At 49.0% G+C, this 23600-nt stretch carries 21 protein-coding genes; 2 read left to right on the forward strand and 19 right to left on the reverse strand.

Annotated elements, in window-relative coordinates; translation table 11 throughout:
* Nucleotides 1–352: 352 nt before the first annotated feature.
* The 11 genes from GKZ89_RS11115 to ssb all read right to left on the reverse strand — a co-directional run bounded on the left by GKZ89_RS11115 (nt 353) and on the right by ssb (nt 17733).
* Nucleotides 353–910 carry an REP-associated tyrosine transposase gene (locus GKZ89_RS11115; RefSeq protein WP_155112484.1) on the reverse strand — a complete coding sequence of 186 codons (558 nt, stop codon included), beginning with the start codon at nt 908–910 and terminating at the stop codon, nt 353–355.
* A gap of 417 nt (nt 911–1327) precedes the next feature.
* A complete protein-coding gene (locus GKZ89_RS11120; RefSeq protein WP_155112485.1) occupies nt 1328–2842 on the reverse strand; it encodes a UDP-N-acetylmuramoyl-L-alanyl-D-glutamate--2,6-diaminopimelate ligase in 1515 nt (504 codons plus the stop codon).
* A gap of 128 nt (nt 2843–2970) precedes the next feature.
* Nucleotides 2971–3501, reverse strand: a complete 531-nt coding sequence (gene essA / locus GKZ89_RS11125) for a type VII secretion protein EssA (RefSeq protein ID WP_155112486.1) — start codon at nt 3499–3501, stop codon at nt 2971–2973.
* Between the two features lie 23 nt (nt 3502–3524).
* The gene (gene esaA / locus GKZ89_RS11130) at nt 3525–6533 is read right to left on the reverse strand and encodes a type VII secretion protein EsaA (protein WP_155112487.1); all 3009 of its coding nucleotides are present in this window, start codon (nt 6531–6533) and stop codon (nt 3525–3527) included.
* Complete coding sequence (essC, locus tag GKZ89_RS11135) at nt 6530–10996, reverse strand: type VII secretion protein EssC (protein ID WP_155112488.1); 4467 nt, start codon at nt 10994–10996, stop codon at nt 6530–6532. Before essC ends, esaA begins: the two co-directional genes overlap by 4 nt.
* 64 nt (nt 10997–11060) lie before the next feature.
* A complete protein-coding gene (essB, locus tag GKZ89_RS11140; RefSeq protein WP_155112489.1) occupies nt 11061–12404 on the reverse strand; it encodes a type VII secretion protein EssB in 1344 nt (447 codons plus the stop codon).
* Nucleotides 12405–12418: 14 nt separating this feature from the next.
* Nucleotides 12419–12658: an ESX secretion system protein YukD gene (gene yukD, locus GKZ89_RS11145; RefSeq protein ID WP_155112490.1), complete on the reverse strand. Its 240-nt coding sequence runs from the start codon at nt 12656–12658 to the stop codon at nt 12419–12421.
* A gap of 87 nt (nt 12659–12745) precedes the next feature.
* Nucleotides 12746–13039, reverse strand: a complete 294-nt coding sequence (locus GKZ89_RS11150) for a WXG100 family type VII secretion target (protein WP_155112491.1) — start codon at nt 13037–13039, stop codon at nt 12746–12748.
* Between the two features lie 697 nt (nt 13040–13736).
* A complete protein-coding gene (locus tag GKZ89_RS11155; protein WP_155112492.1) occupies nt 13737–15701 on the reverse strand; it encodes a methyl-accepting chemotaxis protein in 1965 nt (654 codons plus the stop codon).
* A gap of 90 nt (nt 15702–15791) precedes the next feature.
* A complete protein-coding gene (locus GKZ89_RS11160; RefSeq protein ID WP_155112493.1) occupies nt 15792–16409 on the reverse strand; it encodes a DedA family protein in 618 nt (205 codons plus the stop codon).
* Between the two features lie 976 nt (nt 16410–17385).
* A complete protein-coding gene (gene ssb, locus GKZ89_RS11165) occupies nt 17386–17733 on the reverse strand; it encodes a single-stranded DNA-binding protein (protein WP_155112494.1) in 348 nt (115 codons plus the stop codon).
* A gap of 229 nt (nt 17734–17962) precedes the next feature.
* Between ssb and GKZ89_RS11170 the strand changes: the two genes are divergently transcribed.
* Nucleotides 17963–18409, forward strand: coding sequence for a YwpF family protein (locus GKZ89_RS11170; protein WP_155112495.1), 447 nt, complete (start codon nt 17963–17965; stop codon nt 18407–18409).
* A 34-nt stretch (nt 18410–18443) separates the two neighbouring features.
* On the opposite strand, the gene GKZ89_RS11175 is transcribed toward GKZ89_RS11170, so the two are convergent.
* The 8 genes from GKZ89_RS11175 to GKZ89_RS11210 form a co-directional block, all read right to left on the reverse strand.
* Nucleotides 18444–18701, reverse strand: coding sequence for a hypothetical protein (locus GKZ89_RS11175; protein WP_155112496.1), 258 nt, complete (start codon nt 18699–18701; stop codon nt 18444–18446).
* Between the two features lie 164 nt (nt 18702–18865).
* A complete protein-coding gene (locus tag GKZ89_RS11180) occupies nt 18866–19642 on the reverse strand; it encodes a sulfite exporter TauE/SafE family protein (RefSeq protein ID WP_155112497.1) in 777 nt (258 codons plus the stop codon).
* A gap of 58 nt (nt 19643–19700) precedes the next feature.
* Complete coding sequence (locus GKZ89_RS11185; RefSeq protein WP_155112498.1) at nt 19701–19928, reverse strand: sulfurtransferase TusA family protein; 228 nt, start codon at nt 19926–19928, stop codon at nt 19701–19703.
* 15 nt (nt 19929–19943) lie between these two features.
* Nucleotides 19944–21071, reverse strand: coding sequence for an MBL fold metallo-hydrolase (locus GKZ89_RS11190; RefSeq protein ID WP_155112499.1), 1128 nt, complete (start codon nt 21069–21071; stop codon nt 19944–19946).
* Between the two features lie 39 nt (nt 21072–21110).
* The gene (locus GKZ89_RS11195) at nt 21111–21506 is read right to left on the reverse strand and encodes a DsrE/DsrF/DrsH-like family protein (RefSeq protein WP_155112500.1); all 396 of its coding nucleotides are present in this window, start codon (nt 21504–21506) and stop codon (nt 21111–21113) included.
* Nucleotides 21507–21526: 20 nt separating this feature from the next.
* Nucleotides 21527–22093 (reverse strand): sulfurtransferase TusA family protein, encoded by a 567-nt coding sequence (locus GKZ89_RS11200; protein ID WP_155112501.1) that lies wholly within the window; start codon nt 22091–22093, stop codon nt 21527–21529.
* A 65-nt stretch (nt 22094–22158) separates the two neighbouring features.
* Nucleotides 22159–22419, reverse strand: a complete 261-nt coding sequence (locus GKZ89_RS11205) for a metal-sensitive transcriptional regulator (protein ID WP_155112502.1) — start codon at nt 22417–22419, stop codon at nt 22159–22161.
* Nucleotides 22420–22489: 70 nt separating this feature from the next.
* Nucleotides 22490–22774, reverse strand: a complete 285-nt coding sequence (locus tag GKZ89_RS11210) for a hypothetical protein (RefSeq protein ID WP_155112503.1) — start codon at nt 22772–22774, stop codon at nt 22490–22492.
* A 418-nt stretch (nt 22775–23192) separates the two neighbouring features.
* Between GKZ89_RS11210 and GKZ89_RS11215 the strand changes: the two genes are divergently transcribed.
* Nucleotides 23193–23528, forward strand: a complete 336-nt coding sequence (locus tag GKZ89_RS11215) for a DUF7668 domain-containing protein (protein ID WP_155112504.1) — start codon at nt 23193–23195, stop codon at nt 23526–23528.
* Nucleotides 23529–23600 lie beyond the last annotated feature (72 nt).

Raw genomic sequence — 23600 nt, forward strand, 5'->3', positions numbered from 1 at the left:
GGGTCAGTCCCGCTCTGCTTTAACGCATGTGGGGACAGAGACTTGCAGCTGTGAACCCTTGAGTGGCAAGGGGTTGCGGAGTTGGTGCCGGAGCTTTAGTTCGGTAGAGAATGTGGGGACTGGCACGGTGCCAGTCCCCTTTTGCTTTAACGGAGCGGGGGACGGAGACTTGCGGGTGCGAGGCCTTGTGTACCAAGGGATTCCAGAGTCGGTGCCAGAGCTTTAGCTCGCTAATGGAGTGCGGGTCAGAGACCTCCTTTTCCCACTCATTAAAATCTCGATTTCCCTCTTCTTATTCATCAGCAAAATTCTATTTTCCGTAACTTGATTATGTTAGTAAACAAATTTCACCCTAATCCGACGTGGCAGATTGGGGTTTTCTTATTTCGACAAACTTTTGATAGTTTTTTTCAAATGGTTTTGGGAAGAGGGAGAAGTGTTTTTCTTTTGTGATGTAGGGGTTGGGTCTGTTGCGGATATAGCTTTCATAGCTGCTCCAGAGGTATTCACTTGGATGAAGGACGATGCTTGATTTGACGGGATTCAGGTGAATGTAGCGGCTTGTGTCTTTAAATTGGTAGTCATCTCTTATTTCAGATGCTGCGAATCGGCCTTGAAACAGATGGCCTTCATATTTGTGGCGGTGATTGATGAATACAGCGTAGCGTGAATGGAGGACTCGAATGATGGAGCTTAAGGGAACACTTTCCGTTTCGAGGAGAAGATGAATGTGGTTGGACATGAGGCAATAGGCATGAAGTTTGAAGGGGTACAGGGTGCAGACTTCTCCGAGCAATTCCAGATATTTTTCCCTGTCCTGTTTGTAATGGAAGATCTCCATTCGCCGGTTTCCTCTTGCGGTGATGTGATAGATGGTGTTCTCTTTCCAGTCTCTTAATTTACGGGGCATTTTTTCTCTTCCTTTCTTGCTTGGATACATCAAGGGTAGCCGGCGGAAGGTTCTCAGTCAAATAGCGGGAATTGTGTTTTTGAAAAAGGAAATTGAGTTTTCAGATGGAGTGGCGGGGTCAGTCCCGCTCTGCTTTAACGCATGTGGGGACAGAGACTTGCAGCTGTGAACCCTTGAGTGGCAAGGGGTTGCGGAGTTGGTGCCGGAGCTTTAGTTCGGTAGAGAATGTGGGGACTGGCACGGTGCCAGTCCCCTGCTGCTTTAACGCAGCGGGGGAAGGAGACTTGCTGCTGCGAGGCCTTGTCTACCAAGGGTTCACAGAGTAGGTGCCGGAGCTTTAGTTCGCTAATGAAGTGCGGGTCAGACACCAGTTAACGGTTTAAATACAAAAAAACAGCCCCAAAAATCAGGCTGTCATCACATTACCCCTATTTGCTTGGCTGCCACGGTTTCGTCGAAGTACTCGTGGATGATGGCCCGGTCGGAGTGGGGGATTTTCTTCCCTTTTACGATTTGGGCGCCGTTGATGCAGCCGCTGGTCAGGACGATGAGGTCTTGTTCGCTGCTGAGGTCAAGGGCTGTCAGGACTCCTTCGTGGCGGGTGGGTGCTTTATGGATATTGCGGGCATGGGGATTATTGAATCCGGTCATGACCTGGGTGACGATGTCCATTGGATTGTTGAAACCGGGATGGTCGACGGAGACGATGATTTCGTCTGCCTGGCCTTCGATGACGCGGGCCATTTTCGGCATTTTTTCTCGGTCACGGATGCCGATGCCGCAGATCATGACGATGAGGCGGCGGTGCGGCATTTTCTTTACTTCCTTCAGCAGGTTGATGAGTGCCGGCGGAGTATGGGCGTAGTCCAGGATGATGGTCCGGTTTCCATACTCGTGCAGGACTTCCATTCTTCCTTCCGGATTTTCGATGGATTCGGCAGCAAGCAGCAGGTCAGGAAGCTGGTATCCTTCGTGCAGGCCTGTGCAGATGGCTGCGAGCAGGTTGGCGATGTTGTAGTGGCCAAAGACCGGTGCTTCTGTGTGATAGATGGTTTGGCCGGCAATCAGATCAAAGGATGTTCCTTTGCTGGACATCTTGATGTTGGCTGCTTTGATGTCGGCGGTTGAGTTTGGATTCAGGCTGTAGGTGAGCAGCGGACCTTTGAACGTTTCAAGGATGTCTGAAGCCATACCTTCGTCGTCGATGTTGACGACTGCTTTTTTCGCTTGGCGGAACAGCTTGAGTTTCGCCTCTTTATACTTTTCAAATGTATGATGAAATTCAAGATGCTCTGGTGTCAGATTGGTATGGATGGCTACATCAAATTGGATCCCTTCCACCCGCTTCTGCTCGAGTGCTACGGAGGTCACTTCGATTGCTGCCAGTCTGTCGCCTTTGCTGTAAAGTTCCGAGAAGATGGTGTGCATATCGAGGGATTCCGGTGTGGTCGGTGTCGTCTGGCTGAAATCCAATTTGCCTTTTGAAGAATACATGCCGATGGTTCCGATGTAGCCGCTTGGCACTCCGATGTTATTCATTAAGGATTTCACGTAGGCTGCGACGGTTGTTTTGCCGTTCGTACCGGTCACGCCGACGGTTATGATTTGTTCATGTACGCGTTTATAAAAAAGGATAGAAGCTGCGGCTAAGAAGCTCCGGGCATCTTTTACATAAATGAAGGCTGTATCAGGGTAGAGATGCGCATGTTCTTCAAGTTTGGCTGCATCATCTCCAGCGATGACTGCTGCACCGCCAAGAACGGCTTCATGAATATAAGCATGCCCATCGTGGTTTTCCCCTTTGATGCATACGAAAAGAGTCCCGGTCTGCACTTGTCTTGAATCATAGTAAATCGCTGATATTTCTTTATCGGGATTGCCCCAAACCTTTTCGATCCCCAAGGTACGATGCTGTTCTGCGTATATATTCATGAATTCTCTCCTTTTACAAACTGGGGTGTTCTTAAAACGGACTTTAGGTTTATTACTTTACCCTGTTCACTGCCGGGACAAACCTGTTTTTTAGAACCAAAAAAGCAAAGCCTGAGAGCAGGCTTTGCTTATAGTTCTTCCTCTTTCCCTGCTGTGAGTTTGGGGATGAGGAACAGGAGGACGGAAAGAATTCCGATTCCGATGATGGTGATGTAGAGGATGGTCAGCGTAGAGCCGCCTGTATCCTCTTCTGTTACCGGCTGAATCCCACGGCTGCCGGTGCTTTGGAACAGTTTTTCATCCGTGTCCGTGAACACACCACTTTGGGCAAGCTTCGCGGCGGTAGAGTTCGTTTCAAGATTGTTGTTTTCGAATGCTAAGAACAGTTCATTGAGCTGTCTTTGCTGTTGGTAAGGGTCACGCTGTTCATATTGAAGGTCCTGCAGCTCTTCTGGAAGGTTCCCCTTTTTTTCATACAGGGAGTCTTCGTAGAAGTACTCTTCCTGCTGCTCGATGACTTCTTTTTCATACGTGTTCGGTGCCAGGTCCTGGATGCTCGGCGCTTCTGTTTCCTGTTCTTCTGCGCTCGCATAGGGATTGAGAAGGAGGAGAGCCGGCAGGATCATGGCTCCGGCAATCACTCTCATTTTTTTGTTCACAGCGGATGGTCCCTCCTTTTGGATTAGACTTCCTCTGTTTGAGCAGATCTGCTGTCCATTATCGCTTTGCCGATAAACGGAATGACCGTCAGGATGACGAATATTCCGATCAGGATGAGAGAGCCTTCTGTAAACAGGTTCTCAGTATCTTCCTGGATGGAAATATAGACATTTGAAATTGGATCACTGTATGAAAAATTCGGTACAGTCAGGGCCAGCAGCGGACTTACAAAGAATGCTGTCAGGCCGACGCTTGCAAGCATCCCAGGTGTGCTGCCGAACAGGAAGGCCACCCGGATGAGGCTTGAGGCTGTGAGCAGCAGCAGGATGGTAAAGAGCGTCCATTGGATCGCCCGGTCATCCGCAAGGTTGTAGATGCTCGTTCCGAATAAGCTGATCAGCAGTCCGACGATGACGTTCAATAGAATGAACAGAGTGGCGCGCAGCCAGAACGGTGCTGCTTTAAAGTACACCCCGCTGAAGTAGCCGATTAGAAGGCTGCTCAGGAGGACAATGACCAGGATGACAACCGGCGGAACGACTTTAGCCTGTTCGACCGGCTCCTCACCTGAGATTTGGATTGGATTTGCCAGGTGGTTGTAGACATATCCGTTATCCTGTCCGTCTTTTCGGGTGTTGTCCAGCACTTCGAATACTTGGTCCCTTGAAAGCTTCGTGGCTGCAACGTTGGTCGCCCATTTGTCATTCAGTTCATCTGATTGGGCTTGTACTTCGTCTACTTTTTTATACAGGTTGTCTGTGTACCCTACTACGCTCGCCTGGCGTTCGCCAAGGGAGTCCATCAGACTGTTCATCTGGTCGATGGCAGATGTAACACCTGTGGTGCCTGACACAAGGCTTGTTCCTTCCGTCAGACCTTCTTCCGCTTCCGCTACCGGAGGCTCTCCAGGAACTGCCGCTCCTCCGTTGATCTGCTGCAGGAGTTCGCCGGCATTTGTCTGAATCTGTGTCATTTCATCCAGCATCGCATTTTGCTGTTCTGCGATACTGGTGCTGTTTTGCTGCAGGAATTCGTTAGTTGTTTCTTGAAGCTTCTGGACCTCCATCTGAGCAGACGGGAACTTGCTCGTAATGGATTCGGCAAACTCAAATTCTTTGTCGGTCGGTACAAGAGCTGCCACTGTTTTGTTGTTTAGTTCTTCGTTGGCAAGCACTGTTGCCGCTGCAGGGTCTTCCGCTGTTTTTATGCTGTTCAGGACAGCTTCATATTGCTCAAGCTTTGAATAGTAGTTGAGAACAGGCTGCAGGGAATCGTTTTGAACAGGCTGATCGAATACCGGTTTCAGTTTTTCCTTTCGTTCATCGGAAAGGCTTTCTGAAGCAAGGATGGCCTGTTCTTTTTTGGCGATTGTTTCTTTCACTTCTTCAGACAGGTTCGTGATCTGTAAAGAGAGAAGCCCGATCCGGTCTGTCAGGTCTTTGTTCTCGGCGAGTAATCTTTCGTTTTCCTTTAGGATGTCATCCTGACTTTTGACGATTGTGTCAAGATCCGCTTTGAGCTCGTCGTACGCTTTTTGAAATTCCTGATTGCTCAGATCCTTCTCACTGAGCTGCTTTTCGATTTCCGCAGCCTGGCCGGAAAGGTCTCCAAGGAATCCGGCTGCATTGACGAGTTCTTCAAGCTTTGGCTCCGGGAGAGCATCCAACACTTGCTGAAGCAAAGATGCCTGATCCGCGATCGCGCGAATGGCTTCCTGCTGCTCCTTCGTGCTTGCAATCTGTCCCGGATCGGCTGGAGGGTTTTCTCCACCCGGGTTTTCCGGATCTGGTGTACCTGGAGTTTCCGGTGTTTCTGGGTCCGGAGTATCCGGGTTCTCCGGCGTATCTGGTGTTTCCGGGTTCTCTGGGTTCTCTGGGTCCGGGTTCTCTGGGTCCGGATCCGGGTTTTCCGGGTCTGGGTTTTCCGGGTCTGGCTCTGGTGCGGTGGCGAGAACGGCTTTTAAATCAGGGAGTGCCTGTTCGACTTCGTTTAATGCAAGCTGCGTTGAAGTCGTTCTGTAAAAGGCCAGGTACTCGGCCTGAAGGTTTTTCATTTCGACGAATTGTCTTGAGATTTGTTCCTCGAGCACGGCGTCGATGTTGCTGGATTGGTCGGCTCCTGCCTGCAGGATGGTGTCAATCCCGGACATTTGTGTGTTCAGGGCTTCGGTCTGCACGGTCATCAGTTCAAGATTTTCGTTTGTGAGGCTGGATTGATTTGCGAGTGTTTCCTGGATTCCTGCAGCTGTTTCGGTTTGCAGGTCATTCATTAAACTCAGCTGGCCGCGCTGGTAATCTTGGTACTGGCCTACGGCCTTGACGAAAGCTTGTACATCTGCTTCAAATTGTTCAGCGTTCTGCTCGCTTTCGGGTGCTGTTTTTGCAGCGTCAGTCATCGTTTTTTGAAGGTCGACGAGCATTTGTTTTTGAGAATCAATTTCTCCTGAGAGATCTTTTGAGCTCGGTTTATAGAAAGCGATCATCGTCTCCTGGAACTGGCTTTCTTTATCCAAGATGCTGTCGAATTTCTTTTTTACATCGTCCATTTCCTGCGCTACTGAATCCCAATAGTAAACGGCGGTGCGTTTGTTGGCGGTATCCGTTGCATTTTCAATGGTTCTCAACACGCGTTCCTTGTCGATCGCGGTCAGCTGATTCTGGATGGCAAATTCGAATTCTGCATTGATCGGTTCGGTTTCGTCATACGTCAGGACGTTGTTTGTAAAATCCGAGGGAATGTATACGACGGCGTCCAGTTCTTTGTTTCTCATGCCGCTTTCTGCAGCACTTCTGCCGAGACTCTTCCACTCATAGTCGGAGTTTTCCCCCATGACCTGGGCGACTACTTTTCCGAATTGAAGGGGATCTTCATCGGTTGCGACGTCTTCATTTACAACAGCAATGGTCCGGGTCGCCTTATCCTGTACCTCCATCGGGTTCTCCCCGATGGTTTGGAAAAACAGGGCAGGGACGGCGAGGATGAGAATGACTGCGAGGATCATTTTCACCATGTATTTTGTTTGTTCCTTCATGAATAAATCTTCCTTTCAATCGTGCTTAGAGGAATTTGAATCTTGGTCGCCCTGCCATTCTCTGCGTAGTAGCCGAACCCTGCGTGGATTTCTTCTTCCTTCCGGTCATATGGAAGGTTAAGGATGGTTTGTTCGGATTTTTTCATCAGGATGATTCCCTGGCGGACTTGTTTCATCTCAGAGGTCAGTGTGTCATAGCCTTTAGATATTTCGTTGCTGCTGCCTGATGCGATGATGTTAAAGCCAAGATGGCTGTAGTTTTTCATCGCCTTGACGATGCGGTCCTGGACGGTAGCATCCGCCGTCTGGATAAACCGCGCGTAGCCGTCGATGACGAGCAGAATGGGAGCGAAGGCCACTTCCCCGGCCTTGCCTGTGTTCACGGCTTCCATGTACAGCTGTTCACGGGCTGCCATCGTTTCTTCGGCCTTATCAAGCCAGTCAAGCATGCTTTCCTTCGATTCAAGATACGCTACCTTCTCTTCTGTCGCATAGCTAGAGAGTCCGCGGTCAATTGAATCAAAAAGGGCGATCCGCTCATCCGATTGTGACATGGCGGTGTTGACGATGACTTTGATGACGTTCGTCTTTCCTTTTTGCGACTGGCCGATGATCAGGCAGTGCCTGTTTTTCAGCAGGTTGAGGTTAACCGGCTGCACCTCTTCCTCATGGAGGCCGATCGGGATGATGCCCGGACGCTGATTGCCATCCATATATTGCGAGAAGGTGATCGTTGAAAGCTCGCTCGGAAGCATCGGAACCGGCTTCGGACGGTTATAGCCGCTGTATTTTTCAACGAGCATCTGAATGTCTTCTTTCAGCTGGTCGAGCACCTCGAAATCATTCGCTCCGTCCGCAGGGAGGAGCATTTGCGCGAAGTACGTCTGGTCCTTTTTGATAAAAGCGCGTCCCGGCATCGCTTCCATTGCGTAAGGAGGTCTGCCGACAATGCCGTACAAGTCTGAGCTGTCGAGCATATAGTGGGCGATTTTTGTCTTCAGATTGCTCATGATTGCATGACGGACGGAGTTCGACCGAGTTGCAGTGAGCATCATGTAGACTCCGAGTGACTGGCCGTCCCTTAAGATCTGGTTCAGCTCCGTTTCGAAATCGTACATTTCATCCTTGATGATGTCGAAGTTGTCGACGGTGATGAAAACGATTGGGAGCTTTTCCTCACTCAGGCTGTTGTACATTTTGATGCTGGATACTTCCTGCTGCTGGAAAAGCTTTTTCCGGCGGGAAAGCTCTCCTTTTAAAATTATCAGGAATTTCTCAAGCTTTCTCGACTGATCGACCAGGAAGTAATCCGCCGTATGCGGCAGCTGCCTGAGCGGGAGCAGGGCTCCGTTTCCAAAATCAAGAATGTACAGGTTTAGTTCCTCTGGTGTCAGCTTCGTCGCCATTCCCATAAGCAGGGTGATGGCTGTCGTCGATTTCCCGTAACCGGAAGATCCGAAAATGCCGATGCTGCCGTCGTCCACGAGCTGGTAGTGGAATGGCGTCTGGCTCTGCTTTTCCGGCTCATCGATGATTCCCATCACGACCTCACCCTCTTCCGCTGACATGTGCGGGATCCGGGAGATGCGTTCTTCAAGCGGAGGAAGCCACGGACTTGGCAGCTTCTTGATGCCCATCTTCTTCTGGGTCTGCTCGATTTTATCGACGATGACCTCGATCTCGCTTTGCGAATCACGCTTTCTTTCCCCTGTGCCGGAGACATCTGAGAGCGGAATAAAGCCGAGGTCGGTGACGAGGGCGACCTCATCCTCTCCCTCACTCGTTTCCTCGTTGTATGGTGCACCGCTCCATGCGGATTGGAACAGTTCATACACTTCATTGTTTCCGACCTGCAGGTAGCCGCGGCCTGTGACAGTGATCGCTGCAGCATCGCCGTTTTTCAGGATTTCCTTACTGTCTGTCGCGTCCTGAACTTTAAGGGCCACGCGGAAACGGGCGTTACTCCAGATCTGGTTATCGATGACGCCGCCCGGCTTCTGTGTCGCGAGGATCAGGTGAACGCCGAGGCTTCGTCCGATCCGGGCCGCACTGACGAGCTCGCGGATGAATTCCGGCTCTTCGCTTTTCAGCTCGGCGAACTCATCGGAAATCAGGAAAAGATGCGGCAGCGGGTCGCTCGCCTCTCCTTTTTTGTAAAGCTTTGTGTAGTCGTTAATGTGATTGACCAGGTATTGATCGAACAGGCGCTGGCGGCGCTTCAGCTCGCTTTTGATCGAGGCGAGGGCACGCGCACTGAAGTTTTTGCTGCCTTCAATGTTTGTGATGACGCCAAGAAGGTGCGGCATGTTTTTGAACGGCTGAGCCATCCCGCCCCCCTTGTAATCAATCAGGAGGAACGCCACCTCATGAGGGTGGAAATGTGCTGCCATCGACAGGATGTATGTCTGGAGGAATTCACTTTTCCCTGAACCGGTCGTACCGGCAAGCAATCCGTGCGGACCGTGAGCCTTTTCGTGAAGGTTCAGCTCAACAATGTCCTCTTTCCCTTTCAGACCGATCGGCACAGCAAGGGATTTCGCGGATTCCTTCGTCAGCCAGTTCTGTTCGATCGGAAGCTCGTCCACTTCCTTCGCCTGAAACATTCCAAGGAAGGAAACACTGTTCGGGATGGAGTTTGACATCCCCATTTGGTGGTCAAGTGTCCTCAGAGTCCTGGCGAACGTTTCATTCGTTTCGAGTGTGTGCTGGTCAAGATTGAACGGAATCTGGACCGCACGCTTCTCCTGTATGAGAATGTCGCCTTCTTTTTCATTAATATAACGGACGAGCGTGTGGATGTGCTCGGTGAGGCTTTCCTTGTTTTCGGCTGCAAAAATGGAGGAAATGCCGAGGTGTTTATTTTCCGCCTCCAAGTACTCCAAAATGATATGATCTGCGATCAGCTGCTGATTGGTGACGATGAACACGATCTGCGGAGAGAAGAAGATTCCCTTCTCATCCTTTTGGATATCGCGCTCTTTGATCAGCTCATATAGCGAAGACAGGAGCTGGTCTCTCGTCTGTTCGTTGTAGATCAGCCCCTTGGCACGGGCATGCGGCAGCTGGAAATGCGGCAGCCATTTCACCCATTGCCATTCATCGTATTCTTTTTCATCAAAAATAAAAACAAAGCGCAGATCATGGTAGCTGTGAAAAAAGGCAAGCTGGCCGATGAGCTGGTGCAGCTCCTTTTTGACCGTTTTTTCTTTTCCGATCAACCCCATCGCTCCTGTGCTCAAGTTTACAGGGATCGGAACAGGCCCTACTTCTTTATACGCTTTTTCAAGGGCTTGGGACTGTTCGAGCAGGTCGTCAATTTCCCGGTTGGCCAGATCGCTGCTGCTTAAAGACACAGTATAGCTTGACGGACTGTTTCCATGCCCGATGCGCAGCTGAAGGAAATCAGCGCTGTCCAGCGTCCGCTCCCAGATGCGGTCGGAGATATCCTGTGTCATGTATTTCATTTTTTCAAAGGAAGGAAAATGATAGCGAAGCACTTTTTTCTGTTCTTCCGCAAGCTCCTGAAGCTCGGTGCGGGAACGCTCCAAATAGGCTTTATAGACTCTTACGCGGCGTTCTTCGCGTTTCTTTCTCTGCTTGCGGTCCTTGAAATACTGGGTTGTGGAAGTGATCAGGGTCATGGAAAACATGGCAACCGTAATGATAATAAAGATTCCCCGCGGCTGAACAAGGGCAACGATCCCCATCAGGATCAGCATGACGAGAGGAGGAAGAATGATAAGCCACAGACCCCGGTTGTTATCCTCCGACTCCTGCGCCGGCATGTTCAGGTTTACTTTTTTGTCGGGCAGCTCGTAGATCATCCGCGGTGTCCGCCGGTAAACCGGGTATTTCTTTTTCATTTCACTCTCAGGCTTTTCGACCGGAGGAAGGGACGTCTTGAATTCTTCCAGGTCTTTAATGGAGAGAACATCGTCATCTGCCAGGGTGATCGTCATGAAGCCCCACATTAAAATATCCCCGGTCTGCACCTCCGTTTTTCCTGATACACGGTGGCCGTTTTTATAAAGACGCTTGCTCCCGGATTCCAAGTGCCAGCTGTTTTTCCCTTTAACAAGCCGGAACCACCCGTCTGCTGCCGGGTTGGCACTGGACACATGGCCATCTTCTCCGGAAAAGAGAATTTCTTTTTCATAGCCTGTAAACAGGGACCTTGCCTTCCTTAGTTCAGGAGTGAGGCACACCACAAGCGTCTGGCCCTGATCCTCCCAAACGAACGATCCTTTTTCCGCAAGGCTCCCTTTCACATCCCCGTTCACCGCAATGGAAAAGCCGGTTCCATTTTCCTCTCTTGAGAGCTCCAGCGCACCGGATGCAAACGGAAAAGACCGGACCGTAACCGTGTCACTGTAATCAGGTCCAATTGTCAGAGAGCGGGTTGTCGAATCCGGAATGTGATATGGCTGATAAGTCCGCTGATAAAAGACCCATAAAGTGGCCATGTGCAATTGCCTCCTTGTTCTGTTGCGAATAGAAGGTCCGCCTCTTTAGGAGGGGACCATTTGATTAATTGGCTTTCGGCTCTGCCGGCTTGTCCTGCTGTTTTTGCTTAGCTTCCTCGGCTTTCTTTTTCGCTTCTTCTGCCTGTTTCTTTGCAGCTTCCGCCTGTTCCTGTTCTTTCTGCTCTGCATTTTGAACTTGTTCTAACGCTTCTTGTCTCGCTTCTTCAACCTCTTCACTCTCTGCCCGTTCCTCATCAAGCGCTTCTTTCAGATCGTTGTATTCCTTATCCAAATCAGCGACTTTCTGCCGTTTTTCTTCACTGTCCAGTTTACTGTCAGCCTGAAGCGTTTCCCTGTGGCTGATCAGTGCTGCCATGATCGAGAAGCGGTCCTCGAGTTCCCTGGCGATTTCCAGTGCCCGTTCACTCTCTCCGCGGCCCATCCGGATCCAGTAATCAAAATACCGCTTATCCGTCTGGAGAGTCAGATCGCTCCGCACTTTCTTCTTCGTATCCCCGAGAAGAAAATCCCCTGTCACGATATAAGAGTGGGCAAGCTGATACTGAACGATGGACTGCATATCTTCCACTTTGTATTTTTCCAGTTCATTGATGACATCACTGAAATTGTTCTTCTGGTAGTACTCACTGCTCCGGATAAATGCCTCAGCCCGCGGCTGCAGGAAAAATACAGAGAAAGCCGTATAGATGATTGCAGGAATCAAAAGGGCGAGCAGCCCGATGCCGACGTAACGGAAGGTCTTCCATTTCTTTTGCGGAATATGTACTTGCGCCCGTTCGCGTTCTTCAAGTTTCTCAATCTTCCTGCTGATCAGCGCGGTCAGCTGTTCCGTTGTTTCTGTATCAAATATTTCCTTTACTAGAGGTGAAATCTGGAGGGTGGTATGAAATTTGATGTATTGTTCAAAACTGAATTTCTCATCTACTGCGGCTGCGATGACGGCCCGCACTTCATGCCAGATCCGCTCTTCATCCTGCTCATAAGGCGGCAGGCTTTCTTTCACCCCGTAATGGAGGAAAACAGGGGCAAGCCCTTTTGTCAGCACCATGTTATCCGGGGCAACGATCAGATGCACCCGCGGATAGGAGTGCGCGCGGACTCTCTCCACTAAATGATGGGCGAATACCCAGCGGCTGTGCCGGTCCTTTTTATGCAGCGCTTCAAACGTTTGATAGGACTCCTTTGGCTTGATCAGAATCAGGAGTTCATCCTCGATCATACTGATCTTGCGCTCAATATCCGGATCGATGTTTTCCAGCATGGCGATTTCAAGCTGGTCATCCAGTTTGATTTTCTCCTGCTGAAAACGGAAGTTCCACTCATTATTTTCTTTTGTGATTGTGCATTCCAGCTGCTGTTCCAAATAATCGGGATGTTTTTCTGCCATGTGTTCCGGCTCCTTTAGAGAATTTCAAGTCGGTCTCCAGTCATAATGCCGCTCGTTCCAAGCTGAAGGTCTCCGGGGATGACCATCTCTTTATTCGGAACGCGCACCCAATGCCCTTCTCGAGGTGGGTCAGAAATGCATTTAGCCTGCCAGACAATATCGATCAGCTTCTTAACTGAATGATAGTCTGATAGGCGAAGATCAAATACTTCTCCGGTATAATTTTTCAAGTCTACTGTCACTTCAATATACATGCCTTTTCACCTCAGGAATTAAAGAAGCGCCATAATCCGCGAAGAATATGGCGCTCTTCTAGCGTCTTTGCTGGATTGCGGACGGAATCAGCCGCGGATTTGGCCGGCGATATCCTGGTCAGCCTGTTGAAGCGCCTGTCCAGTTTTAGTTAGCTGCTCACTTACTTCTGCAAGCATAACTTCCATTTTTTGAACGGATGGACGAAGCTCTTCCCACTGAGTAGCGAAAGCATCGCTTGCAGAACCTTTCCAAAGTTCCTGAAGCTCTTGCATCTTCGTGTTCAAACGTCCGATTTGCTGATGTACATTTTCGCTCTCTGCTTTGTAATCATTTGCTTTCGTGTAAAGCTCTTCCGGTGTTACTTTGATTAGTTGTGACATTTCTCAACATCTCCCTTACCTGAATTTACTTTAATTGTAAAATGTATCACTATCTAATTTCAATTAATACTTAGAAATTAGTAGTAAATTGGTTAATTCTATCTACTTATACCCGAAATTGGAAACGATAAACCATTTATAAAAGTGATTTTTTTCTCATTTCATATTTTATTTCTAAAACTATGGGGCTATTTCGACAGAAAATTTAGATATTACTAGATATTGAGATTGTGACAGAGGGATTACGGATTGGTTGAAATTGTTATGGGATTGTTATATTTGAGTGTGATAGGCAGGGGATGGGATGGGTGTGATAGGCGGGGTTGCTACTGTTATTGATGGGATTGCTGCTGGCCTACTGGGGGGGTCAGTCCCGCTCTGCTTTAATGCATGTGGGGACAGAGACTTGAGGATGGAATTCGTTGGGGCAGAAGGGATTGCAGAGTCGGTGCCGGAGCTTTAGTCTGGTAGAGAATGTGGGGACTGGCACGGTGCCAGTCCCCGGTTGCTTTAACGCAGCGGGGGACAGAGGCACGACTGCAGGAGCCCTTGCCCAGCAAGGGATTGCAGAGGCGGTGCCGGAGCTTTTGTTCGGTAGAGAAGTGAGGGTCAGACACCAGCAGCCCGCATGCAGTGCGGTCAGTGCGCCGCTCCCCCACAAAAAAAAGAGAAGGATCCCTCCTTCTCTCTCCTGCCATTATTTCATTTTAAACTTCGCCACTTCGTCTTTCAGCTCGCTGGCTAGGCCGGCGAGGCGGGTGATGGATTGGCTGATTTCTTCCATTGATGAAAATTGCTGCTGGGCTCCGGCGGCGACTTGTTCGGAGGAGCTGGCGGATTCGGTGGCGATGCTGGCCATTTCTTCTACCGATGCAGTGACTTCCTGGGAGCTTGCAGACATTTGCTCCGCGGTGGCGGAGACTTCTTCCATTTGTCCGCTTACGTTTTCGACGGCTTGAAGGATGGTTTGGAAGTTGTCGCCTGTTTCCTTCATTAAGATCAGGCCTTCTGCTGTCTGTGTTTTTTCTGCTTCCATGTGTTCGATCACCAGATCGGTCCGCTTCTGGATGGAGCGGATGAGCGTGGTGATCTGCTCAGCCGATTGCTTTGAGCCTTCGGCGAGTTTTCGCACTTCGTCTGCCACTACGGCGAAGCCTTTGCCGTGCTCGCCTGCGCGTGCTGCCTCGATGGCTGCGTTGAGGGCGAGAAGGTTCGTCTGTTCTGAGATGCCTGTGATGACGTCGACAATTTTGTTGATTTCAGCGGATTTTTCGCCCAGCTCTTTTACGAGACGGGTTGTTTCTTCTACTGAGTGATTGATTTCATCCATTTGTTTCGATGCTTTTTCGATATATACGCGGCCTTTATGCGTCTGCTCTGCCGCTTCTGTTACGGAGTGGCTGACAGATGCTGCACGTTCTGCGACGTGCTGGACGCCGCTTGCGATTTCCTGGATGGCCTTTGCTGTTTCTTCCGTGCTTGTCATTTGGGTCTCAGCTCCGTCCGACAGTTCGTCGACGGACTGGGCGATTTCTCTGGTGATGCGGCTGACCTCTACAGAGTGCTCCTGGACCTCCACGCTCGACGCTGCGAGAGTACTGGAGGATTGCTCGATGTGCGATAAGAGTCCTGTCAGGGAATCGATCATTCTATTAAAGGCCATTCCAAGCTGGCCGAGATCGTCTCTTGAGGATACCTGAACTTTTTCCGTCAGATCTCCTCCGCTGACCTTTTCTGCAACACCGGATAGAAGGCGGATCGGACGGACGATGGAGCGGATGATCAAGAAGTTTAAGATCGTGCCCAGTACAATGAAAATCAGGACGATAATGACCATGTTTACTAAGATGGGAGCGGATTGTTCTCTGTATTCAGATGTGTCAATGGTGCCGAGCACTTTCCAGCCTGTCTGTTCATTTGTTGTGAAGGCCATCGATTTATCGGCTCCGTTGAAGGTGTATTCGAAGGACCCGCTGTCTGATTTGAATACAGGACCGCTGATGCTCTTATCGAGTTTTTCTCCAGGCTTCAGGGTCGGGTGAACAACGATTTTCCCGCTGCTGTCGAGAATGATGGGATAACCTTTAGTGCCGATTTTCGCCTCATCTGCCGCCTTTGCCACGGCTCCGAGGTCGATATCCATGGCCAGAACCCCTCTGCCATCGGATAGGGTATTCGCGATCGTGACCACCATTTTTCCTGATACCGCGTCTTTATAAGGCGGGGTGACAATGGATTCTCCCCCGTCTTTCATCGCTTCTTTATACCAATCCCGTTCACGGGGATCATAGCCGGATGGAAATTCACTTTTAGGAAAGCTGTACATGGTGCCCTGGTCGGTTCCAATATAGGTGAAGGCGACTTCGCTGAAGGCGTTGCTGATATAGCCCAGCCTCTCGTTTAAATAGCGCGTGTCTTCGAACGAGGAGCTGTTGAGTGTCTGGGAAAAGAGTTCAACGACATCGCGTTTGTTTTGAAAGAATTGATCCGTCAGCCCGTTTAGCAGGTCAACCTGGCTTTTCGCTGATGTCTCGATTTGGCTGCGCACTTCTTTTTTTGCTGAAAAATAGCCGAAGATTCCAATCGAGAGTGCCGGAATCAGCAAAAGGATAGACGTGTAAATGATGAGCCGGTTGCGGATTTTCATATTTTTAAAGATCATAGCATGCCTCCGTAATAATGTAGGTTACATGCTATGTATCGACATTTAATGACAAAAATGAAGCCGGATATCCTTGATATCCTGCTCTTTTTAGCTTTGTTTGAACTTTTTTCTCCTTTTTACGTACCAGACGATGATCATTACGAGCAGAACCGCAAGCACTGCGTAGATGATGTTGGAATAGATGCTCATGTATTCTCCGATTTTAGGCCATGCTTCACCGAGCTTTGCCCCGAGAGAGACGAGGAGGATATTCCAAATCAAGGTTCCGAGCGTTGTAAAGAGGAGGAAAAGCCATACATTCATATTGGACATGCCGGCTGGAATCGAGATGACACTGCGGACGAACGGCACCATCCGGCAGAAAAACACTGTCCATTTTCCGTATTTATCAAACCAGGCGTCTCCCCGGTGAATTTCCTTTTTGGATACAAGAAGGATATGTCCCCACTTGTCCACAAATTTCTCGAGCTGTTCGACATCGAGCAGTCTGCCGACATAATAAAGAATCAGGGCGCCGAGCACCGATCCCGCTGTAGCAGCGAGAATGACCCCCACAAGCGTCAGATTTGAGGTAGTCGTCATAAAGCCTCCGAACGGCAAAATGACCTCAGATGGAATCGGAGGAAACACATTCTCCAGGGCGATCATTAAAAAGATCCCAAAATATCCGTACTGCTCCATAAATTGCGTAATCCAATTTTCCATTGTTTATCTGCGCCTCCTGTTTCGATCTAAACCGTGCCCGAAACCATTTGTACGGATGAGAGGTAAAAAGGTTTCGCTTTATCAATAAAAGAGTTCCCGAAATTGCGGAGGGGCAAACTTGTGATGCAAATTTGCCCTGATGGATTAAATAGCTAGATCTTCCTTTGGTCTGTACTCTGTTAGTAGCGGTGTCTGGCCTTTGCCCTATACTATGATAGCGGCGGTGTCTGGCCTTTGCTCTGTACTCTGATAGCGGCGGTGTCTGGCCTTTGGCCTGTACTCTGATAGCGGCGGTGTCTGACCTTTGCTCTGTACTCTGATAGCGGCGGTGTCTGACCTTTGCTCTGTACTCTGATAGCGGCGGTGTCTGGCCTTTGGCCTGTACTCTGATAGCCGCGGTGTCTGACCCTCACTCTGCTAAAGGGATAAAGCTCCGGCACCGAATCCCGGATCCACTGCTGCGCAAGGGTTTGCGAATGCAAGCCTCTGTCCCCTGCTGCATTAAAGCAGCAGGGGACTGGCACCGTGCCAGTCCCCACATTCTCTGCCGTACTAAAGCTCCGGCACCATGTTCGGAAAACTTTGCGTCACAAGGGCTTGCAGCGGTGAGTCTCTGTCCCCGCATGCGTTAAAGCAGAGCGGGACTGACCCCGCATTTTCCGTTTCCATGCCCTGTACTCTGTTAGCGTCGGTATCTGACCCCGCATTTTCTGTTTTCCATGCCCTGTACTCACTTAACGGCGGAACTGGCCCCGCATTTTCCATTTTCCATGCCCTGTACTCTGTTAACGGCGGTTTTTGCCCCCGCATTTTCCATTTTCCATGCCCTGTACTCTGTTAACGGCGGTTTTTGCCCCCGCATTTTCCATTTTCCAAAGATGAAAAAAACCAGCCCGAGTTCAGCTGGCATAAAATGAGGGTATCGGAGGAGGTTTTGGGATTTTCTCTATGAAGGGTTGTTGGGGTGAGGCGGGTTTTAGGATTCCTGTTCGGCGAGCTCGCGGGGTTTGCCGCTCATGAAGCGGACGGAATCGGCGACGACTTCAGTGACATAGACCATGCGGCGCTCTGCATTTTCGTATTTGCGGGATTGGATTCGGCCGGTAACGCCGACGATCGAGCCTTTTTGGCAGTAGTTGGCGGTGTTTTCTGCGGTTCTTCTCCAAAGGGTGCAGTTGACGAAGTCTGTTTCAATTTCGCCTGCTTGGTTTTTGAAGTTGCGGCTGACGGCCAGGGTAATGTAGGCGACCGGTGCACCATCCTTTGTATAACGGATTTCCGGATCTTTTGTGAGGCGTCCGACAAGCGTAACGTGGTTGATCAAGTGAGGATTCTCCTTTCTGGTGGATTCTTCCGTATTGTACCGGATTCTTTCTCTGAGGAAAAATAAGGGAAAATGAGTTTTCGCGGGGGAATTTGTTCGATATGGGTCCGAAGCGGGAAGAACCTGCTGTTTCGGGAATCCATTTTTCAATTTTGGCAAAAGCTAAGAAAAACTTTGGCCTGTGTTATAATAGTAAAAACAACTGGAAAACAATGCGGAGGTGGAAGAGTTGAAGACGTTTAAGCTTGTTTCCATGAAGATTGCACGGACTGATGAGAACGGACGCCATTATGATGAGATCCCTTTACAGGATGGACTGGTCATCAATAAAAAAGATGGCGAGAACGATTGGCTGCTCGAATCTCTCGTCAGCAGTGAGCATACGGATCGCTTTAAAGAACTGCTTGAAGAGAAAAATGAACAGGTGCTCGTGGTGACGATTTCCAAGAGAACGAACACTCCCGCAAAGCTGAAGGCTTCTGTCCGGAATGTGGTGGAGCTTGAAAACAACCTCATCTCCGTTCTTTTTTCCGGAAAAATGACGGCCAACCGTCCGTTTGGGGACGCCGAGAAGATTCTGACTGAGCTGCTGGACGAAGGGCTGGACGGGGAAGACCTGCTGCAGGCTTTTTCTTCGAAGCTTCATAAGGTTCAGGAGCCTGTTTCTTCAAAATAAATAGAGGGCTGCCCTTTGAGGCGTGCCCTCTTTTTCAATCCATCATCTCTTTTTTCATTTTCTCTTCTTTTTGACGCTCTGTCTCGCGGTCCATTTCTCCGTCCTGTTCAGAAGGGTAGCGTCCGTTCCTCATATCGTCCGGGCTCATGTTGCCGTCTTTCATTTCCATGTCGTAGTTTTCCTGTTCGACAGGCGGGTTTTCGTTTTCTTCTTCTCTGTCCGGATCGTCTGCACAGCCGGTGAGACCTGCTGTCAGGATGAGGCCGGTGAGAAGGGTCCATTTCTTTTTCATGCGTTCTGCTCCTTTCCTGAAGGTGTTCTCAGGAACTAGCATGCCCTATGAAAAAAAGCTCATTCGAAGGAGGGATTCCGGGTGAAAACAGCTGTAGCCATTCTCGCCGGTGCCGCGGTTTTTTTCGGGAAAATGAAACGGGCGAAAGCGCCTGTCAGAAAGAGTTAAAAGAGATCGAGCCAGATTTTCACAGCCGTGGCTGAAATCAGGACTGCTAAAATAATTTGAAGTACCTTTGTGTTCATTTTTTTGCCTGCCATTGCTCCGAGCGGGGATGCGATCAGACTGGCGATGATCATGATAACGGCCGGGGCGTACTCGATCTGCCCGGTTGTGAGCTTGCCCGCTGTCGCTCCGATCGACGAAATAAAGGTGATGGCGAGGGATGAAGCGATTGTCATCCTCGTCGGGATTTTCAGCACAACGAGCATGATCGGGACAAGCAGGAAGGCTCCCGCTGCACCGACAATGCCGCTCCCGACTCCAACGATCAGGGAGAGCGCGGCAGCCAGCCATTTATTGAAGGTCACCTGGTCAAGCGGGATGTCGTCGATTCCCTTTTTCGGGATAAACATCATGACAGCGGCAATCAGAGCGAGGATGCCGTAGATGAGGTTGATCCCGTCTTCAGACATCAATTTCGAGCCGAAACCGCCGATGAAGCTTCCTGCGAGGATGCTGACCCCCATGTACGCGATCAGCTGCTTATTGAGGTAGCCTCCCTTTCTATAAGCCCAGACTCCGCCGATTGTGGCGAAAAATACCTGAACGGCACTGATTCCGGACACTTCATGCGCGCTGAAAGCGGCCAGTCCGAACAACGGCGGAATGTATAAGAGCATCGGATACTTTATAATGGACCCGCCGATTCCGAGCATTCCGGAAATATACGAGCCGATGAATCCAATCAGAAAAATCGTAATGATAAATGCTAAATCCATCTGAAAAACCTCCTTTTAAGAAGAAGGGAACCTGCAGCGGCTCCCTTCCCTTCATGTGTTATCCTTTTTTAATCCAGAACTTCAGGACGCCATTTTCTTCCTTCATATCCAGAAGCTCGTGTCCGCCTGCAGCAGACCAGGCAGTAAGGTCCGCTTTGGCGCCTTTGTCGGTTACTTCAATTTCAAGTACCTGGCCGGATTGCAGCTCGTTCATTGCTTTTTTCGTTTTTACGATTGGCATTGGGCATGCAAGCCCTTTTGCGTCTAACATTTTATGTGCATTCATCTTCATCTCTCCTTTTTATCTGACTGCACAGCGGTTTGGTCCGATTTCCATCTCGCGCTGCGCTTCCTGATCCGGGCTGATTTTGCCCATATTCGTTTGACGGATTTCCTTATATGCGTTCGGCTGCGGCGGCAGGTTGTCTGTCACCAAGTTGCGGAACTCCTGCTCATCCTCAATGTTCAAGCCGTGATTTTCAGCAAAAAGATCGCCGAGTCGTTTGGCCACGCTGCCATCTTCGTTCAGCTCTTCGATGATCATGAAGTGAGCCGGAAGGACAATCAGGTCTTCAGAAAGCTCTTTATAGCGGCTGTACAATGTCTCTCTCAAGTCACCGACCCAGTCGTCAGCGAGCCCGGCAAGGTCCGGTCTGCCGATGGAATCGATGAACAGGATGTCTCCGGAAAGCAGGTACTGTCCATCAATCACAAAGGAAGTGGAGCCGATCGTGTGACCAGGAGAATATAGTGCTTCAATGCTGATGACCGAGCTTCCGATTTCGACTGCTTTGCCGTCTTCCAGCGGCTTGTATTCAAAGGTTACTTCTTCGGCATCCTTAGGAGGAAGCCAGTATGCGGCACCTGTTGCTTCAGCGATCGCTCTCCCTCCGGAAATGTGATCCGCGTGAAGATGGGTGTCAAACACATGTGTGATGACAGCTCCCTTTTCTTCCGCGAACACGGTGTAGACATCAGCCATACGCGTAGAATCGATGACAGCTGCTTCTCCTCCGGAAATCACCATGTAAGACAGGCAGCCTTTTCCGATTCGGACGAACTGGTACAGCTCTCCGCCGTTTTTGAGATCCCCGACCTTCACCGGCTCGAGGTATTCACTCCAAGACTTCATACCGCCTTCGAGATAGGAAACCTCCCGGCCGGCTTCATCCAGCATCTCAGCCACCATGATCGATGAGCCTTCTTTTGCACATACAACGACTGTCTCTTTATCAGCCGGGATCTGATCCAGAACCTCTTCTACTCCATCAAGAAGATCGAAGTAAGGAATGTTCAGGTGTTCCATGTTTTCCCCTTCAATTTTCCAATCCTGAAAGGCATCTGTATTTCGAACGTCCAGGATAAACAACTCTTTTTTGTTAAAAACACGCTGCGTGATCTCTTTAGCTGTCATTTTTTTAATGGCCATCTCATTTACCTCCTGGGGTATATTAATTTGTAAAAAAAATTAAAATGTCAGTGTTACATCGGCATCTTTTGCGAATTCAAGGAATGTGACCGCTCCGCCGACTTCTATTCCATCGATGAAATCGTCCGTGGTCAGTCCCATGACGTCCATCGTCATCTGGCAGCCGATGAATGTGACACCCATCTCTTTAGCCATCGCTGCGAGTTCTGGAATGGAAGGGACATTGGCTTTCGCAAATCCTTCCGCAAAATGCTCTTTTCCTTCCGGCATTGAAAGCTGCTTATTTCCTTCTTTGTGAATCAGGTTCAGGCCTTCAAATGTGAAAAAGATTGCTGCTTCCTGATCCGTTGCTGCCGCTGCAGTTGCAATGTTAAATACCTTATATGCGTCAGATAGTCCTCCGTTGCTTGCAATGATTGCTGTTCTTCTGCTCATGTTCAATCTCTCCTTTTATATTAGTTGCTCTCCGTTTTGCCTTCCCATCCGCTCATGCCGGGTACTACGTTTGTCACTTTTTGAAAGCCTGCAGCTTCAAGTTTTTGTGACGCGAAATCACTGCGGCTGCCGGTACGGCACACGACAAAGATGTCCTTCTCTTTATCGAGCTCATTCATGCGTGCTTCCAGCTCACCAAGCGGGATCGAAACGGCAGTTGGAATATGCTTGAAAAAGTACTCCGCTTCTTCTCTTACATCAAGGACGACAATCTCTTCACCGGATTCGATTTTCTCCTGCAGCTCTGCATTGCCGGTCACACGTTCAAATTTTTTCTCAAGTGTTTCTTCTCCAGAAGCTTTTCTTACAAAATGCTTTAAAGCATCTCCTTCTTCAACCGTTCCGAGGTACTGATGGCCTGTGCTTTCTGCCCATGCTTTCAAATCGGCAGTTGATCCTTTATCAGTCGCCTGAACCTCGAGGACCTGCCCTCCCTCAAGTGTAGTAAGTGTTTTTTTCGTTTTAACGATCGGCATTGGGCATGCAAGACCTTTTGCATCCAGTACTGCATCTGCTTTAATTTTCATAGTGAACAATCTCCTTCCGAGTTATGAATTATACCTATTGGGGTATATAATTTCTTAAAAAAATATTACCTGCTTTTTATGAGCAAATCAACCGCCTGAAGGACGAGCTGATCTGTGTCTTCCTTTTTGCGAACGTTTTCCCGGACACATTGCTCCAGGTTTTGGCTGACGATCACACCGATCGTGCGGTCGATGGCGTTTCTGGCAGCAGACAGCTGAGTGACAATCTCTCTGCAGTCCTTGCCCTGCTCCATCATCCCCAAGACGCCCTTCATTTGACCCTCGATCCGCTTCAGCCGGTTTACGGCATTTTTATCGTACTGCATGGATTTGACCCTCCTTCTCCATCTGCTAGGTGAAAGCTTGTCACCTCAAATCCCCTTTTCACTAAAAACCTCATTCTGAAGCAATTAGATGAAGCCGGCCGGGAGCCACCTCATTAATAAAACGCTTCAGGTACGCATACGGAATATGCTGATACTGATCATGAAGGAGCTCCGGCTTACTCGTATAATCCCTTATATCCAGAACAGGGGTGTCAGATGAGAATTGATTCGTACAAGGTACGCGGCGGACAGGGACAAGCCGTCTGTAAAGACTGATTATCGAAACGGAAAGCAGCAGCAAAAGCAGAAAGATAACCATATGCACCACCCGTTGTTTTTGTTTTACAAGACTCATCATATACCCCTACAGGTATAATGTCAAGCGATTGGAATGCAGAAAAAGACCGCCTGATTTTTTCTAGGCGGTTCGGTTTTCGAGTACAGAAACCTAATTTGCACACTTATTAGCAGTCCACTTTGAAACTAAATCAGACTGCTTCTTTTTGTTGAGTATTAAGGTTTTCTGTGAAATTGTGGGGGTTTTAGCACCCAAGTTCACACCCCTTTTAACAGAGTGACTAAAATTCTCGTCAGTTTGCAAATTCGTATGCTAGTTGCTGTGCGGATTGGTGTGTAAAAGAGTGGATTTTGGATATTTATGTTAAAATTGGAGAAAAGCTTATTCAACAAACGGAGCAGTTTACTTCAAGAAGGAAGATGTTAGAAACACGTAGAATGTTAATTAGGAAAACTATTTGAACGTGGTGAATGGGATGGACATACAAAATAAAATAAGGACCTTATTGAGGGAGACTGTAATTGATTTTGTTCAAGGCAATTTTAATAAAATTGAAACAAAGTTACAAAATGGGCTTTCAATCAGTGACATTAAAGAAGAGTTGAGTTACTGGGGTTCATTAACGGCTCCGCCCGATGAAGCTTATGAAAATGTACACTTTTATAAGTATAATGATGGTTCAGGATATGCTTTGGAATTTGAACTTTGGATTGACAATGAAAGAAGTGATTTAACTTTATCTTGTGAAGCCATAATAGCCAAAAATGATAATATTCGAGCTTTTGCTGTTGAAAATCTACACGTATTATAAAATGGTTCTTATTAAGCTAAAGAGGGCTAATCTCCAACAAAGTAATACGGTAAAAAAAGCTCGAAGCATAAT

This window comes from Metabacillus mangrovi, assembly GCF_009711125.1.
Classification (GTDB): domain Bacteria; phylum Bacillota; class Bacilli; order Bacillales; family Bacillaceae; genus Metabacillus_B; species Metabacillus_B mangrovi.